16 protein-coding genes and 1 tRNA gene are annotated in these 15,418 nt (G+C 71.3%); all 17 read right to left on the bottom strand.

Annotation, left to right across the window (positions count from 1 at the left end):
• Window positions 1–3: 3 nt before the first annotated feature.
• A complete protein-coding gene (locus ACI78T_RS01965; protein ID WP_456556407.1) occupies window positions 4–1,278 on the bottom strand; it encodes an MlaD family protein in 1,275 nt (424 codons plus the stop codon).
• A complete protein-coding gene (locus ACI78T_RS01960) occupies window positions 1,275–2,522 on the bottom strand; it encodes an MCE family protein (RefSeq protein ID WP_456556406.1) in 1,248 nt (415 codons plus the stop codon). Before ACI78T_RS01960 ends, ACI78T_RS01965 begins: the two co-directional genes overlap by 4 nt.
• Window positions 2,519–3,757, bottom strand: a complete 1,239-nt coding sequence (locus ACI78T_RS01955; protein ID WP_456556405.1) for an MCE family protein — start codon at window positions 3,755–3,757, stop codon at window positions 2,519–2,521. The genes ACI78T_RS01960 and ACI78T_RS01955 overlap by 4 nt, the downstream gene beginning before the upstream one ends.
• Window positions 3,754–4,785, bottom strand: coding sequence for an MCE family protein (locus ACI78T_RS01950; RefSeq protein WP_456556404.1), 1,032 nt, complete (start codon window positions 4,783–4,785; stop codon window positions 3,754–3,756). Before ACI78T_RS01950 ends, ACI78T_RS01955 begins: the two co-directional genes overlap by 4 nt.
• Window positions 4,785–5,843 carry an MCE family protein gene (locus tag ACI78T_RS01945; RefSeq protein WP_456556403.1) on the bottom strand — a complete coding sequence of 353 codons (1,059 nt, stop codon included), beginning with the start codon at window positions 5,841–5,843 and terminating at the stop codon, window positions 4,785–4,787. The genes ACI78T_RS01950 and ACI78T_RS01945 overlap by 1 nt, the downstream gene beginning before the upstream one ends.
• Entirely contained in the window at window positions 5,840–7,207 is a 1,368-nt protein-coding gene (locus tag ACI78T_RS01940) for an MCE family protein (RefSeq protein ID WP_456556402.1), read from the bottom strand. Before ACI78T_RS01940 ends, ACI78T_RS01945 begins: the two co-directional genes overlap by 4 nt.
• 7 nt (window positions 7,208–7,214) lie before the next feature.
• Window positions 7,215–8,081 carry an MlaE family ABC transporter permease gene (locus ACI78T_RS01935; protein WP_456556401.1) on the bottom strand — a complete coding sequence of 289 codons (867 nt, stop codon included), beginning with the start codon at window positions 8,079–8,081 and terminating at the stop codon, window positions 7,215–7,217.
• Between the two features lies 1 nt (window position 8,082).
• Window positions 8,083–8,898 carry an MlaE family ABC transporter permease gene (locus tag ACI78T_RS01930; RefSeq protein ID WP_456556400.1) on the bottom strand — a complete coding sequence of 272 codons (816 nt, stop codon included), beginning with the start codon at window positions 8,896–8,898 and terminating at the stop codon, window positions 8,083–8,085.
• Window positions 8,895–10,028 (bottom strand): ABC transporter ATP-binding protein, encoded by a 1,134-nt coding sequence (locus ACI78T_RS01925; protein WP_456556399.1) that lies wholly within the window; start codon window positions 10,026–10,028, stop codon window positions 8,895–8,897. The genes ACI78T_RS01930 and ACI78T_RS01925 overlap by 4 nt, the downstream gene beginning before the upstream one ends.
• A 314-nt stretch (window positions 10,029–10,342) precedes the next feature.
• Window positions 10,343–10,738, bottom strand: coding sequence for a 50S ribosomal protein L7/L12 (gene rplL / locus ACI78T_RS01920; protein ID WP_456556398.1), 396 nt, complete (start codon window positions 10,736–10,738; stop codon window positions 10,343–10,345).
• 20 nt (window positions 10,739–10,758) lie between these two features.
• Window positions 10,759–11,379, bottom strand: coding sequence for a 50S ribosomal protein L10 (gene rplJ / locus ACI78T_RS01915; RefSeq protein ID WP_456556397.1), 621 nt, complete (start codon window positions 11,377–11,379; stop codon window positions 10,759–10,761).
• A 258-nt stretch (window positions 11,380–11,637) separates the two neighbouring features.
• Entirely contained in the window at window positions 11,638–12,291 is a 654-nt protein-coding gene (locus ACI78T_RS01910; protein ID WP_456556396.1) for an NADPH-dependent F420 reductase, read from the bottom strand.
• A gap of 92 nt (window positions 12,292–12,383) precedes the next feature.
• Window positions 12,384–13,103, bottom strand: coding sequence for a 50S ribosomal protein L1 (rplA, locus tag ACI78T_RS01905; RefSeq protein WP_456556395.1), 720 nt, complete (start codon window positions 13,101–13,103; stop codon window positions 12,384–12,386).
• A 98-nt stretch (window positions 13,104–13,201) separates the two neighbouring features.
• Window positions 13,202–13,630 carry a 50S ribosomal protein L11 gene (rplK, locus tag ACI78T_RS01900; RefSeq protein ID WP_113828722.1) on the bottom strand — a complete coding sequence of 143 codons (429 nt, stop codon included), beginning with the start codon at window positions 13,628–13,630 and terminating at the stop codon, window positions 13,202–13,204.
• Between the two features lie 40 nt (window positions 13,631–13,670).
• Window positions 13,671–14,573, bottom strand: coding sequence for a transcription termination/antitermination protein NusG (gene nusG / locus ACI78T_RS01895; RefSeq protein WP_456556394.1), 903 nt, complete (start codon window positions 14,571–14,573; stop codon window positions 13,671–13,673).
• Between the two features lie 42 nt (window positions 14,574–14,615).
• Window positions 14,616–15,134, bottom strand: coding sequence for a preprotein translocase subunit SecE (secE, locus tag ACI78T_RS01890; RefSeq protein ID WP_456556393.1), 519 nt, complete (start codon window positions 15,132–15,134; stop codon window positions 14,616–14,618).
• Between the two features lie 70 nt (window positions 15,135–15,204).
• A tRNA-Trp gene (locus ACI78T_RS01885) sits at window positions 15,205–15,280 on the bottom strand.
• Window positions 15,281–15,418 lie beyond the last annotated feature (138 nt).

Here is a 15,418-nt window from a genome sequence, read left to right as displayed (position 1 = left end):
GGTTCACCCGACGGTGAAGGCGAACGGGTTCGCCGACAGCAGCTGCCCGAGCACCTGGCCCGGGATCCCGCTCAGCGGCGGGATCTGGCCGGCGGTCGAGCCCTGCGGCCCGCTGGAGCGGTTGCCGCCGGACCCGCCGATGTTCTGCTCGCCGCGGATGTTGGAGCCGTTCTCGTCGTAGCCGTCGCCGGCGTTCGGGTCGACCCCGTTGTAGACGTCGCAGGAGACGGCGTCGACGTCGGTGGTCGCCACCGCGCCCTCGCTCGGCAGCTGCGACGTCGGGATGTACCCGGTCGTGCAGGGGTGCGGGTCGCCGGCGTTGAGGACGAAGCCGAAGTGCGAGCGCATCACGCCGTCGGGGTCGCGGCGGACGACGGTGAAGTTGCCGGAGACCACGTCGGGGTAGGTCACCAGCAGCTGCTCGACGGCGTTCAGCCGCGGGATCGTGACGCCGTTGAGGATGTCGATGTTGCGCAGCAGCGAGCCCAGGCCCGGCCCGGCGTCCCGCACCAGCTGCTCCAGCTGCTCCCCCGCGTCCGGCGCGTTGACCACGAGCCCGCGCAGGTCGGGGTCGATCTCCACGAGCGTGTCGGTGAACGTGCGCAGCTCGGAGGCCCAGGTCTGGATCGCCGAGCGGCTGGCCACCTGGGTCCGGAGCACGGTGCGGCCGTCGGTGATCAGCCGCAGGGTCTGCGGCAGGGACTCCTCGGCGCGGGCGAGCAGGACGTCGCCGTTGTCGATCAGCCGACCGAGGTCGTCACCGGCACCGGCGAAGGCCTTCCCCAGCTCGTCGACGAGGACCCGCAGGTTCTCCTGGTCGATCGAGCCGACCAGGTTGTCGATGTTGAGCAGCAGCTGCTCGACCGGGACCGGGATGCCGGTCCGCGACTGCGGGATGACCGACCCGTCCTCGAGGAACGGGCCCTCGTCGGTGTCGGGCCGCAGGTCGATGTACTGCTCGCCGACCGCGCTGCGGGTGGCCACGACCGCCGCCGTGCTGGCCGGGATCGGATCGGTGTCGGGGTCGATGGTCAGGACGACGCGGACGCCGTCCTCCACCAGCTGCATGTCGCTGACCCGCCCGACGGCGACCCCGCGGTAGGTCACCTCGGCGTTCTCGAAGATGCCGCCGGAGTCGCTGAACTCCGCGGCCACCTCGTAGCCGGTGCCCAGCAGCACCCGGTCCAGGCCGATGTACTTGAAGCTGAGGTAGGAGATGCCCAGCAGCGCCACCGCGACGAACGCGAACAGCTGGATCCTCACCTTGCGACCGATCACTGGGTCACCCCCGGGATCTGCGGCAGGCCGAGCCGGCCGGTGGCCTCCTCGGCACCGGGGACGTGACCGACCACGTCGGGCAGCGTCGGGATCGACAGCGTGGACTGCTGCTGCCCCTCCCCGGCCGGGCTGCCGGACTGGTTGCCCGGCGGGCTGCCGGGCTGCCCGCACTCGGTGCCCGGGGGCTGGATCTTGAGCGCGCCGGTGAGCTGGTCGATCGCGTACCGGCAGAGGAGCTCGCTGAGGTCGAAGTTGATCTCGGCGGTCATGTTCGTGAACAGCCCGTACCCGCCGGTCTGCGCCTCGCGGTAGTTGAGCGCCGTCAGCGAGCTGTCCGGGAACGGGTAGGTGAGCAGCAGCTCCAGGGACCCGGCGAGGTTCGGCCCGGCCGCGGCCAGCTGGCTGAGGATGGGCTGCAGCAGCTGCAGGTCCGCGACGGTGTTCGCGGCCGACTGGTTGATGACCCGGGTGCCGACGTCGCCCAGGCGGGCCAGGCTCTCCAGCATCGACACCAGCAGCTCGCGCTGCTGGTTGATGACGTCGAGGCCCGGGCCGATGGTGTCCAGCGCCGTGCGGATGGTGGCGGTCCGCGAGGCGAGGGTCTCGGCCAGGCGGTTGGCGCTGTCGAGCGCCCTGCTGATCTCCGCCTTCTGGTCGTCCAGCCCGCCGATGAAGACGTCCAGCTGCTGGAGCGTGTCCTTCAGCTCGTCCTCGCGGCCCTCCATGGCCTCGCCGAGCTCCCGGTTGATGGTCTGCAGCTGGGCGAGCCCGCCACCGTTGAGGACCAGGGACAGCGCCCCCAGGAGCTCCTCGACCTCGACGTTGCGGTTGGTGCGCTCGAGCGGGATCCGCGGCTGGTCGCGCAGGTCGCCCGAGGGCTCGGCGTTGCCGGGCGGGGCCAGCTCCACGTACTTCTCACCCAGCAGCGAGGACTGCTGGATCGCCGCGACGGCGTTGGCCGGCAGGTCGACGTCGCCGTTGACGACGATGGTGACCACGGCCGACCAGTCCTCCTCGTCCAGCTCGATCTTCTCGACCCGGCCCACGGGCACGTCCGCCACGCGGACCGCCGACTGCTGGACCAGGTCGAGCACGTCGAGGAACTCCACCTCGACCCGGTACGGGTCGTCGCCGATGTCGGCGCCGCCGGGCAGGTTGAAGGAGTACGCCCCGCGGAAGCCGCACCCGCTGAGCAGCAGGACGCCGGCGGCCAGGGCGGTCATCCGCTGTGCGCGGCCGGTCATCCGGTCACCCCCGAGATCTGCGGCAGCCCGACCGGGTTGGGCCGCGAGCCGCCCCCGATGGCCCCCTGGAGCGCCTCGCGCAGCTCCTCGTAGTCCGGCCGGCCGTTGCCGTTCAGGTCGTCCAGCGCGCCATCGGCGTTGGCGTCGCCGGACAGCAGGCGCGAGCAGATCGCGTCGATCGTCGTCGGCAGCGGCACGGGGTTGAGCGGGTCCACCTGGACCGGCAGCTGGAGCTCGATCCGCCCGAGCTGGGCCAGGGCCCCGCAGACGACGACCTCGGCGTTGGCCGACCCCAGCCCGTTGTCGCGGGTGTCGAGGGTGCCGTAGTCGGGGTTGTAGGCGTGGGCCAGGTTCCCCAGGGCCGTCGGCGCGACGTCGAGGACCTCGGCCAGCGCCGACCGCTGCTGCACCAGCGACAACGTGACGTCGGCGAGCCGGTTCACGTTCGTCGACAGGAGGGTGTTGTTGTCCTGGATGAACCCGGCGACGTCGGCCAGCGCCTGGGAGAGCAGCCGCACGGCCGCCGCCAGGTCCTCCCGCTCGTCGGCGAGCAGCTCCGAGACGGCGGCCAGGTTGTCGTTGAACTGGCCGACCTGGGCGTCGACCGTCGCCAGCGCCGTCGTGAAGGTCTGCAGGTTGTCCAGCGAGGAGAACAGGTCGTCGCGGTTGGTCGCCAGCGTCTCGACCGCCTGCGAGAAGCCCGTCAGCGTCCGGTTCAGCGCCTCGCCGTTGCCCTCGAGGTTGGCCGCGCCGACGTCGACGAGGTCGGACAGGGCGCCGTCGGCGTTGGCGCCGTCGGGGCCCAGCGACGCCGAGAGCTCGTCGAGCGCCGAGTAGACCTGGTCGAGCTCCACCGGGGTGCCGGTGCGCTCGAGCGGGATCTCCGCGCCGTCCTCCAGCTTCGGGCCGCCGTCGTAGACGGGTGCGAACTGCACGTAGCGGTCCGACACCAGGGACGGCGCCAGGACGACCGCCTCCGCGTCGGCGGGGATGTCGTAGTCGTCGTCGATCTCCATCACGACGCGCACGCGGTCGCCGAGCGCCGTGATCTCGGTGACGTCGCCGACGTCGATGCCCAGGATGCTCACGCCGGAGCCCTCGTAGAGCCCGACGGTCCCGGTGAAGTACGCGGTCACGCGGTACTGGCCGGCCGGGCGGAGCACCGTCCACCCGAGGGCTGCCAGGAGCACCAAGGCGGCGGCGAGTGCCACGCCGCGCTGCAGGGAGCCGCTCATCCCGTCTCCTCCGAGCAGCCCACCGGCAGCGGCGTCTGCTCGACGTTGCCGCAGACCACCGAACCCAGGACCGTGGGCAGCAGGTCGTTGACGAAGCTGTCGAACCAGCGGCCGTTGCCGAGGGTGTTGGCGAACACCCGGACGAACGGCGCGAAGTTGTTCACCGTCTCGGCCAGCGCCGCCCGGTTGCGGCTGAGGATGTCGGTGACCGTGGACAGCTGCTGGAGCGTGGGCGTCAGCGCCTCGCGGTTGTCGGCGACGAGGCCGGACAGCTGCTCCGCGAGGTCCTGCACGTTCGTGAGGATCGAGTCGATGAGCGCCCGCCGCTCCTGGACCTCGGTGAGCAGCGTGTTGGAGTCCAGGATGAGCTGGGTGAACTCGCCGTTCCGGTCGGCCAGCACCTGCGTCACCTGGCGGGTGGCCGAGAGCAGCTCCTGCAGCTGCTGGTCGCGGGAGGCGATGGTGTCGGAGAGCCGGGCCAGGCCCTGCAGCGACGTCCGGACCTCGTCGGGCGTCTCGGCGAAGGTCTCGGCGAGCACCTCGAACGAGCTGGCCAGCTGCTCGGTGTCGAGCTCCTCCACCGTGGTCGACAGGTCGGCGAAGGCCTCGACCACGTCGTACGGCGACGCGGTGCGCTCCAGCGGGATGGGCTGGTCGGGGTCGAGCTCGCCCGAGCCGCGCGGGACGAGGGCGAGGTACTTGGCGCCGAGCACCGTCTCGATCTTGATCGCCGCCTCCGACCGGTCACCGACGAAGGCGTCGTCGACCCGGAACTCGACGAGCACCGCGCCGTCCTCGAGCGTCAGGTTCTCCACCGTGCCGACCTTGACCCCGGCGACGCGGACGACGTCGTCGGGCTGGAGGCCGGCCGCCTCGGAGAACTGCGCCTTGTAGACGGTGCCGCCGCCGATGAGCGGGAGGGACTGCGCGTTGAACGCCAGGAAGAGCAGCAGGGCGATGACGCTCAGGCTGATCGCCCCGATGGTGACCGGGTTGCGGTCGCGGAACGGCTTGGACTCGCGGGCCATCAGCACCCCTCCGCGCCGCTGTCGTACCGGAACTGCTGGCCGACGTCCTCGCCGCCGGTGAGCGCGGTGCCCGGCAGCGTGACGGTCCCGCCGGCGGCGCACAGGTAGAAGTTGAACCAGCTGCCGTTGATGGCGGTCCGCGTGATGAGGTCGATCTTCACCGGGGACAGCTGGAGGAACTCCTCCACCCGGTCGCCGTCGGCGGCCAGGTTGGCCGAGAGGTCGCCCAGCGCCTGGATGTCGGCGGCCAGCGGCGGGCGGGCGTCCTCGAGGAAGTCGCTCGTGGCCACGGCCAGGGTGTCGATCGTCTGCAGCGAGTCGAAGATCGCCTCCCGGTCGCCGGCCAGGCCGGTCACGAACTCCTGCAGGCTCACGATGAGGTCCGAGAGCTGCTGGTCCCGGTCGGCCACGGTGTTCATGACGGTGGTCAGGTTGTCGATCATGCTGCCGATGACGGCGTCCTTGTCCGCGAGCGAGTCGCTCAGCGAGGCGACGTGCGACAGCAGGCTCTGCACCGTGCCGCCCTCGCCCTGGAAGACCTGGATGATCTCGTAGGACAGCCGGTTCATGTCGGCCGGCGACAGCGCCTGCAGCAGCGGGCGGAAACCGCCGAAGAGGGTGGTCAGGTCCAGCGCCGGGGTCGTCTGGCTGAGCGGGATGACGTCGTCCTCCTGGAGCGTCTCCCCCGCCGACCCGTCGCCGTCGGTCAGCGCGATGTAGCGCTGGCCGACGAGGTTCCGGTAGCGGATCGTCGCCTGGACCCCGACGGGCAGCGGCACGTCGCCCGACACCTCGAGCTCGACCGAGGCCACCGGGCGGTCGGTGCCCTCGGCCAGGCCGATGCCGGTCACCTGACCGACGCGCACCCCGGCGATCCGGACCTCGTCGCCCTCGACGAGCCCGGCGACGTCGGAGAACTCCGCGCGGTAGGCGATCTGCTCGCCGTAGCCGGCGTTGGTGATGGTGCTGATGAGCACGTAGCTGGCCATGATCGTGACGAGGCCGAAGATCACCAGCTTGGTCAGCGGGCCGGCGAGCCCGCGCATCTTCTCCCTCACCGCAGCATCACCTGCGTCCCGCGCAGGAGCGGCGCCAGCGTCGACGCCGACAGGTCCGAGACCCGGCGGGGCTCGCGGCCGGTCTGGTAGCCGAGGATGTTGCGCACGAAATCGAGCTCCGCTGTCGATCCGGCCAGGTCGTAGGGCAACGACTGCCCGGCCGAGGGGTTGGGGTCACCGGCGCCCGGGGGCACGTCGTCCGGCCCGCTGCCGCCGAGGCAGACCGGGTTGCCGGTGGACGGGTTGTCCCGGGAGTCCACGCCGTCGGCCGGCGGGGTCGGGCAGTAGTACTCCCCCGCCTGGGCCGCCGCCATCAGGGCGTCGATGTCGGCCAGGCCCTGGCAGTCGGGCCCGGACTGGTCGAGGTACTCCGGCTGGTCCCCGGGCACGTAGGGGTTCCGCGGCGGGAAGCTCACGACGATGTTGAGGTTCAGCGCCGGGTCGCCGTCGCCGCCGAAGGACTCCGTGGTCAGCGGCGCGGCCCGGGTCAGCCCCTCGAGCATGCACGGGTAGCTCGGCGAGTACTTGGCGAAGACGCCGAGCACCGGCCGGGACGACGCCGCCACCGAGATGATGTTCTGCTCGTTCGCCTCGAGGAAGCCCGCGGTCGTGCGCGCGGAGCTGTCGCCGACGGTGAACGTCCGGCGCAGCTGCTCCTGCTGGTCGACGATCGTCGTGTTGGTGACGGCGAGGTTGTCGAGCACGGCGAGCAGGTCGTCGGCGGCCGCGTCGTAGGTGTCGGCGAAGTCGGCCAGCAGAGAGATGTCCTCCTGGAGCTCCGGCAGGACGGTGTTCAGCTGGCCGACGTAGCGGCCGGTGGAGGCCAGGTTGGCGCCGAGGTCGTCGCCGCTGCCCCGCAGCGCGTCGGCGATGGCCCCCAGGGTGTAGCTGAGGTCCTCCGGCTCCACCGCCTGCAGCAGCGGCAGCGTGTCGTCGATGACCCGCTGCAGCTCGATGGCGTTCTCGCTGCGGTCCTGGCCGATGACGTCGCCGTCGGCCAGCCGCTCCTGCGCCGGCGATTCGGGCAGCTCCAGGGAGACGAACCGCTCGCCGAAGAGCGTCTTCGGCAGCAACCGGGCCGTCACGTCGGCCGGGATCCGGTCGAGGTACTCGGGGTTGATCGCGAGGTCGATCGTGGCGCCCTCCGCGCTGGCCTGGACGTCGCGCACCTCGCCGACGATGACCCCGCGGACCTTGACGTCCGAGGCCTCCTGCAGCTGGTTGCCGGCGGTGTCGGTCTCCAGCGTCACGCGGGCGACGTCGGTGAAGGCCTTGTTGTACTGGGCGACCGCGAGCCCGAGCAGCAGCGCGAGGACGACGAGGAACGCCAGCCCCTGGAGCCGGACGCGGATCTTCTTGCTCATGCCCGCCTCACCCCGCGATCCGGACGGTCGTCGTGGAGCCCCAGATGGCCAGCGACAGGAAGAGGTCGATGACGTTGATCGCCACGATGGAGAAGCGCACCGCGCGGCCGACCGCCATGCCGACGCCCGAGGGACCGCCGCTGGCCCGGTAGCCGTAGTAGCAGTGGGTCAGGATGACCACGACGGAGAAGACCAGCACCTTGAGGAACGACCAGAGCACGTCCTCGGGGGGCAGGAACAGGTTGAAGTAGTGGTCGTAGGTGCCCGCCGACTGCCCGTAGGCCTGCGTGACGATCGTCCGGGTGGCGAAGTAGCTGGTGAGGAGCCCCAGCACGTAGAGCGGGATGACGGCGACGAAGCCGGCGACGATGCGCGTCGTGACGAGGAACGGCAGCGAGGGCACGCCCATGACCTCGAGGGCGTCGATCTCCTCGTTGATCCGCATCGCGCCGATCTGCGCGGTGAAGCCGCAGCCGACCGTCGCCGAGAGGGCGACGCCGGCGACCAGCGGTGCGATCTCGCGGGTGTTGAAGTAGGCCGAGAGGAACCCGGTGAAGGCCGACGTCCCGAGCTGGTCGAGCGCGGCGTAGCCCTGCAGGCCGACGGCCGAGCCGGTGAAGAAGGACAGGGCGGCGATGACGCCGACGGTGCCGCCGATCACGGCCAGCGCGCCGCTGCCGAAGGTCACCTCGGCGAGCAGCCGGCCGGTCTCCTTCTTGTAGCGCTTGAGGGTGCGCGGGGTCCAGGCCAGCGCCCGGGCGTAGAACGAGATCTGGTCGCCGAGGTCGTCCAGCGTGCCGAGCGGCTTCTGGTAGGTCCGCTTGAGCTTGCGCAGGTTGACCCGGATCTTGTCCGTCGTCGACAGAAGGGCCATGTCACTGCCCCTTCGGCGGGACGAGCTGGAAGTAGATCGCGGTGAGCACGAGGTTCACCGCGAACAGCAGGATGAACGTGATGACGACGGACTGGTTCACCGCGTCACCGACACCCTTGGGCCCACCTCCGGCGTTGAGGCCCTTGTACGACGCGACGATGCCGGCGATGAGCCCGAACACCAGCGCCTTGGTCTCCGACGCCCAGAAGTCCTCGATCTGGGCCAGCGCGCTGAACGAGGCCAGGTAGGCGCCCGGTGTCCCGCCTTGCAGCACGACGTTGAAGAAGTAGCCGCCCGCGGTGCCGACGACGCTGACCAGGCCGTTGAGCAGGACGGCGACCAGCATCGCGGCCAGCACCCGGGGGACGACGAGGCGCTGGATCGGGCTGATGCCCAGCACCTCCATCGCGTCGATCTCGTCGCGGATCTTGCGGGCGCCGAGGTCGGCGCAGATCGCCGAGCCGCCGGCGCCGGCGATGAGCAGCGCGGTCACGATCGGGCTGGCCTCGCGGAGGACGGCGAGGACCGAGGCGGCACCGGTGAACGACTGGGCGCCCAGCTGGCGGGTGAGCGAGCCCAGCTGCAGGGCGATGACCGCGCCGAAGGGGATCGCGACGAGCGCGGTCGGGATGATCGTGACGCTCGCGATGAACCAGGCCTGCTGGATGAACTCGCGGACCTGGAACGGCCGCTTCGGCAGGGCCCGGAGGACGTCGAGGGCGAAGGCGAAGAGGTTCCCGCTGACGGCGAGCGGCCGGGTCGGGGAGAACTTCCCGTCGAGCAGGCCGGGGGCCTTCGGCTTGTCGGTCGCCGTCACCCCTCACCGCCCTGCCGGGGCAGCGTGGCGGTGGCGCTCCGGGAGCCGGTGGCGTCGGGCTCGGGCGCCCAGTGCCGGCCGCCCGTCCCCGGCGTGGACCGGAAGGCGCCGGAGTCGGCCTGCGCCAGGAGGTCCTCCGGCAGCGACTTGCGGATGGCGGCCTGGGTCTCCTCGTCGAACTCGTGCAGCATCCGTGCGACCCGCTCCTGGCGGCGCCGCTCGGCCTTGCGCTCGGGCAGGCCCTCGGTGGGCGTGAGCTGCGGCGGGACGGCGTCGCCGCCGGTCGCGCCCTTGGGGCCGACGCCGTTGTGCGCGTCGCCGCCGCGGGCCTCCAGCGCGGCCATCTCGGCCTCCACCTGGGCGACGTCCTTCTCTTCGCTCATGCCGATCGGGCCCTCGCGCCGGCCGTTGAGGAACTGGCGGACGACGGGCTCCTGCGAGGTGAGCAGCTGCTCGCGCGGGCCGAACATGACCAGGTTGCGGCGGAACAGCAGGCCCAGGTTGTCGGGCACGGTGCGGGCGGTGCCGATGTCGTGGGTGACGATCAGGAACGTGGCGTCGATCTGCGCGTTGAGGTCGACGATCAGCTGGTTGAGGTAGGCCACGCGGACCGGGTCGAGTCCGGAGTCCGGCTCGTCGAACAGGATGATCTCGGGGTCGAGGACGAGGGCCCGGGCCAGCCCGGCGCGCTTGCGCATACCGCCGGAGATCTCGCCGGGCAGCTTCCCCTCCGCGCCCTGCAGACCGACCATGTCCATCTTCTCGAGCACGATGGACTTGATCTCCGACTCGCTCTTCTTGGTGTGCTCGCGCAGCGGGAAGGCGATGTTGTCGAACAGGTTCATCGACCCGAACAGCGCGCCGTCCTGGAACAGGACGCCGAAGAGCTTCCGGACCTCGTAGAGGTTGTGCTCGCTGGTCCGGCAGATGTCGGTCTCGTTGATGACGATCGAGCCCTTCTCGGGCTTGAGCAGCCCGACGAGGGACTTCAGGAACACCGACTTGCCGGTACCGGACGGGCCCAGGAGCACGGAGATCTCACCGGGGGGCAAGGTCAGGGTGACGTCGCTCCAGATGTTCTGGCTCCCGAACGACTTGGTCAGCCCTTCGACCTCGACTGCGACGCCCACGAGTGCCTGCCCCTCCGTTCCGGCTGCGTTGCCGGTCCCCGCCTCGTCGCACCGACGAGCCCCGGCAGTGTGCGACGTCCCGGGCCGATCCGCATGTCGGCCGCCCGGAACGTGCTTCTACTGACCAGTAACGACGATGCGAAGGACAGGTTACGTGTGTCACGGGTTTTGCGTGACCCGGATCTCCACGCATCCCCCGGGCGTGCTCGACCGGTCGCCCGGGCGGGGGACGCAGCAGGGGCCGCCCTCCCTGAGGAGGACGGCCCCTGATGGGTCGTGCGGTGGTGCGTCCCCCGGTCAGACCGGGGAGGGGGTCACTTGACGGTGACGGTGGCGCCGGCGCCCTCGAGGGCGGCCTTGGCCTTGTCAGCGGCGTCCTTGGCGACCTTCTCCAGGACCGGCTTCGGCGCGTTGTCGACCAGGTCCTTGGCCTCCTTGAGGCCGAGCGAGGTCAGGCCGCGCACCTCCTTGATGACCTGGATCTTCTTGTCGCCGGCGCTCTCGAGGATGACGTCGAACTCGTCCTGCTCGGCGGCGGCCTCGTCGCCACCGCCACCGCCGCCACCGGCGGGGGCGGCGGCCGCGACGGCCACGGGGGCAGCGGCGGTGACCTCGAAGGTCTCCTCGAACTGCTTCACGAAGTCGGACAGCTCGAGGAGGGTCATCTCCTTGAACGCGTCGAGCAGGTCCGCGGTGGACAGCTTGGCCATGTCTATCTCCTTGTGGTGGGTCAGTCGTCGCTCGCCGCGGCCTCGGCCGGGGCAGCGTCGGTTTCGGGGGTGGTGTCAGCAGCAGCGGTGTCGTCGGCGGGAGCCTCGGCGGCCGGAGCAGCGCCCTCGGCGGGCTTCTTCTCCTGCAGCGCCGCGGCGAGGCGGGCGACCTGCGACAGCGGGGCCTGGAACAGCCCGGCAGCCTTGGTCAGGTTGCCCTTCATCGCGCCGGCCAGCTTGGCCAGCAGGACCTCGCGGGGCTCGACGTCCGCGAGGCGCGTGACCTCGGAGGCGTCGACGGTGCGGCCGTCGACCACACCGCCCTTGACGACGAGCAGCGGGTTGGCCCTCGCGAAGTCGCGGATGGCCTTGGCGGCCTCGACCGGGTCACCCTCGATGAAGGCGATCGCGGTGGGGCCGTTCAGCAGCGGGCCGAGCTCGGAGAAACCGACCTCGTCCGCCGCCCGCTTCGTCAGGGTGTTCTTGACGACGGCGTAGCTGCTGCCCGCACCGAGGGAACGACGCAGCTGGGTCAGCTGCGCCACGGTCAGCCCGCGGTACTCGGTGAGCACCGCCGCACTCGAGTTCTGGAACCGCTCGGTGATCTCGTCGATCACCGCGGCCTTCGCCTGCGTGGGCATGGGCCTCCTCTCGTCTGTCGGGCGACCCCTGGCCTTCGCGCGAGCGCGGGCGATCGGTGCCCCGGGACGAGGAACGCCCCGGCGCAGTGCGCACGGGGCGAGGGACGGACGTCACGCGTCCGTCGATCGAACCGTCCACCTGCGCGGGTCGCCCGGAATCCGGGACCTTCGATCGCACGCGGACGTGCGACGACCAGCGGTCTTGGGGGGAACGTCGTCAAGAGTACGCGATGGTGGGGCCGGACCGGTAACCGGCGGTCAGCGGGTGGCCGCCGCCAGGTGGGCGCGCAGCTGGTCGGCGTCGTCCTCCGCCCCGTAGCCCGGTGTCCCCGGCTCGATCCGCCAGCTCTCGGCGAGGGGGCCGAGGTCGACGACGTCGAAGCCCAGCTCGTCGAGGAACGCCGCGACGCGCTGCCTGGCCACGGCGTCGTCCCCGGCGACGGCGAGGGCCCGGCGGTGCGCCGTACCGGCCGGCGCGCGGGAGTCGACGATCTGGGCGGCGGCGATGTGGTTGAAGGCCTTGACCACGGAGGACGACGGCAGGTGCCGCTGGAGCAGTTCGGAGCTCGTCGCGCGGCCCTCGTCCAGCTCGGCGATCCGCCCGTCGCGCTGGGAGTAGTAGTTGCCGGTGTCGATGACGACCTTGCCGGCGAGCGGCTCGACCGGCACCTGGCCCAGGGCGTGCAGCGGGATCGTCACGAGCGCGAGGTCGGCGGCCTCGGCCGCCTCCGGTGCCGTGGCGGCGCGCACCGACCCGCGCGCGGTGGGCCGGGCCGCCAGCTCGGCGACCAGGTCGGCGAGGCTCTCCGGGCCGCGGGAGTTGGACAGGACGACGTCGTACCCGGCGTCGAGCGCGACGCGGGCGACGGCGCTGCCGATGTGGCCGGCACCGATGGTTCCCAGGGTGGTCATGGTCGCGACAACCCCACGGGGCGCCCGACGCTTCCGGGAGACGACGAGGGCCCCGCAGCGACGTGCGCTGCGGGGCCCTCGTGCGGCTGCGATCAGGCGGTGGGCTCGTCCACCAGCATGTTGCGCGTGCGGTTCGGGTCGACCGGGATGCCGGGGCCCATGGTGGTCGAGACGGTGACCTTCTTGAGGTACCGGCCCTTGGCCGAGGACGGCTTGGCGCGCAGCACCTCGTCCAGCGCGGCCGCGTAGTTCTCGACCAGCTTGGCCTCGTCGAACGAGGTCTTGCCGATCACCAGGTGCAGGTTGGCCTGCTTGTCGACGCGGAAGTTGATCTTCCCGCCCTTGATGTCGTTCACGGCCTTGGTGACGTCGGGCGTCACGGTGCCGGTCTTCGGGTTCGGCATCAGGCCACGGGGGCCGAGGATGCGGGCGATGCGGCCGACCTTGGCCATCTGGTCGGGGGTCGCGATCGCGGCGTCGAAGTCCAGGAAGCCGCCCTGGATGCGCTCGATCAGGTCGTCCGAGCCGACGACGTCGGCGCCGGCGGCCTCGGCCTCGGCGGCCTTGTCACCGGTCGCGAAGACGATGACGCGGGCGGTCTTGCCGGTGCCGTGGGGCAGGTTGACCGTGCCGCGGACCATCTGGTCGGCCTTGCGCGGGTCGACGCCCAGGCGCATGGCGACCTCGACGGTGGCGTCGTAGGACGTCGTCGACGTCTCCTTGGCCAGCTTGGCGGCCTGGAGGGGGCTGTACAGGTTCTCGCGGTCGACCTTGTCGGCCACCGCGCGGTACTTCTTGCCGTGCTTCGCCATGGTGGTTCCTCTCTGCGGGGTCGCTCCTGGGAGCCGGTCCCCGATCGCGTGGTGAACGGGCCTGGCGGGGCCCTCCCACTGGTTCAGGTGGAGCTGGTTCAGACGACCGTGATGCCCATCGACCGGGCGGTGCCGGCGATGATCTTCTCGGCCTGGTCGAGGTCGTTGGCGTTGAGGTCGGCCATCTTGGTGGTGGCGATCTCGCGGACCTGGTCACGGGTGACCGTGGCGACCTTGGTCTTGTGGGGCTCGCCCGAGCCCTTCTCGACACCGGCGGCCTTGAGCAGCATGCGCGCGGCCGGCGGGGTCTTGGTGACGAACGTGAACGACCGGTCCTCGAAGACCGAGATCTCGACCGGGATCACGTTGCCGCGCTGCGACTCGGTCGCGGCGTTGTAGGCCTTGCAGAACTCCATGATGTTGACGCCGTGCTGGCCGAGCGCCGGACCCACGGGCGGCGCGGGGGTGGCCGCACCGGCGTTGATCTGGAGCTTGATGACCGCGGTCAACCGCTTCCTGGGGGGCATGACTTCCTTCTATCTCGCAGAACAGGTCCGGGTGGACCGCTCAGATCTTCTGGACCTGGCTGAACGACAGCTCGACGGGCGTCTCGCGGCCGAAGATGGAGACGAGCACCTGCAGCTTCTGCTGCTCGGCGTTGATCTCGTTGATGGTGGCGGGCAGCGTCGCGAAGGGCCCGTCCATGACGGTGACCGACTCACCGACCTCGAAGTCGACGACGGCGGCCGGCGCGGCGGCGGCACCACCGGTCGTGGCCTCGGCGCCGGTGGGGCGCGCGGCCTGCGGCGCGGTCGCCGGCACGAGGATCTTCACGACCTCGTCGATGGTCAGCGGCGAGGGCTTGGACGTCGCCCCGACGAAGCCGGTGACACCCGGGGTGTTGCGGACGGCACCCCACGACTCGTCGTTGAGCTCCATGCGGACGAGCAGGTAGCCCGGCAGGACCTTGCGGTTGACCTGCGCGCGCTTGCCGTTCTTGATCTCGGTGACCTCCTCGGTGGGCACCTCGATCTGGTAGATGTAGTCCTCGACGTCCAGGGACTGGATGCGCGCCTCGAGGTTGGTCTTCACCTTGTTCTCGTAGCCCGCGTACGAGTGCACGACGTACCAGTCACCGGGGGCCAGGCGCAGCGCCTTCTTCATCGCCTCGACCGGGTCCTCGTCCTCGGCGTCGACGGCGGGCAGGTCCGAGGCCGCGGCCGGCTCGACCAGCGGGTCGGTCACCAGGCTGTCGGTGTCGCCGCCCTCGATCTCCGGCGTCACGTCGGAGACCTCGGTGTCGGTGTCGAGGTCGGTGGTGTCGATCGAGCTCTCGGCCGCGCCGGTCTCACCGGCGCCGGTCTCGATGTCGACGGTGCCGCGCTGCTCGGCGCGGGCGTCGTCCAGATCCGTGGCGGTCGCGCCTTCGACCGGGGTGGCGGTCTCGAAGGGCTCGCGGGGGTCGGTCACAGGTGTCTCTTCCTTGTCTGGGGGCGTGCGGGCGGGCGGAGGTCAGCCGAAGACGGCGATCACGCCCTGGGCGAAGAGCAGGTCGAGGCCGGCGACCAGCGCGACGATGAACGCCACGAACACGATGACCACGGTGGTGTAGGTGATCAGCTCGCGGCGCCCGGGCCAGATGACCTTGCGCAGCTCGGCGACGACCTCGCGGAGGAACCGGGCCAGCGAGCGCTTCTGCCCGCCGGCGGCCCGCTCGCGCTCGGCGGCCGCCCGGGAGCGGGTCGCCCCGCCCTCGCGCGTGGCCGGACGGGAGGACGCGGGGCGGCGGGACCGGACGGGCCGGTCGTCGTCCTCGTCCTCGTCGTCGTCGGCGGTGATCCGGCCCCGGCGACGGCGGGCCGGCGTGGCGACGACCTTGTCCTCGTCGGCCTCCGCCTCCTCGGCGAGCTCGTCCTCGGCGGCCTCGAGCTCCGCGGCGTCGTCGACCCCCGGGGCCTCGCGGTCGAGCTGCTCGTCGGTCAGCTCGGCGTCGCGAGGGTCGTCCTCGCGTCCCGGCTTCTCGTCGCTCACTGCGCCTCGCTCGCCTCGTGGTGGTGACCGCTCGGTCGAGCGGCTCTGGTGGTCGGTTCGTGCCGTGCGGTGGCAGGGGTGACAGGACTTGAACCTGCAGCCTGCGGTTTTGGAGACCGCTGCTCTGCCAATTGAGCTACACCCCTAGTCCCCTGGGCGGGGCTCCGGGACCGCCCGCCTCACCACGGCAGCGCGGAGCCTCGAGGAGGTTCCGGGGCACGCCGGTGGCGGGGTCAGCTGCCCCAGGACTGCGAGTGTACGGGACCGCGGGCACGGACAGCCAA

The sequence above is a fragment of the Blastococcus sp. SYSU D00922 genome, assembly GCF_054050495.1.
This window is presented reverse-complemented; position numbering and strand designations above follow the sequence as displayed.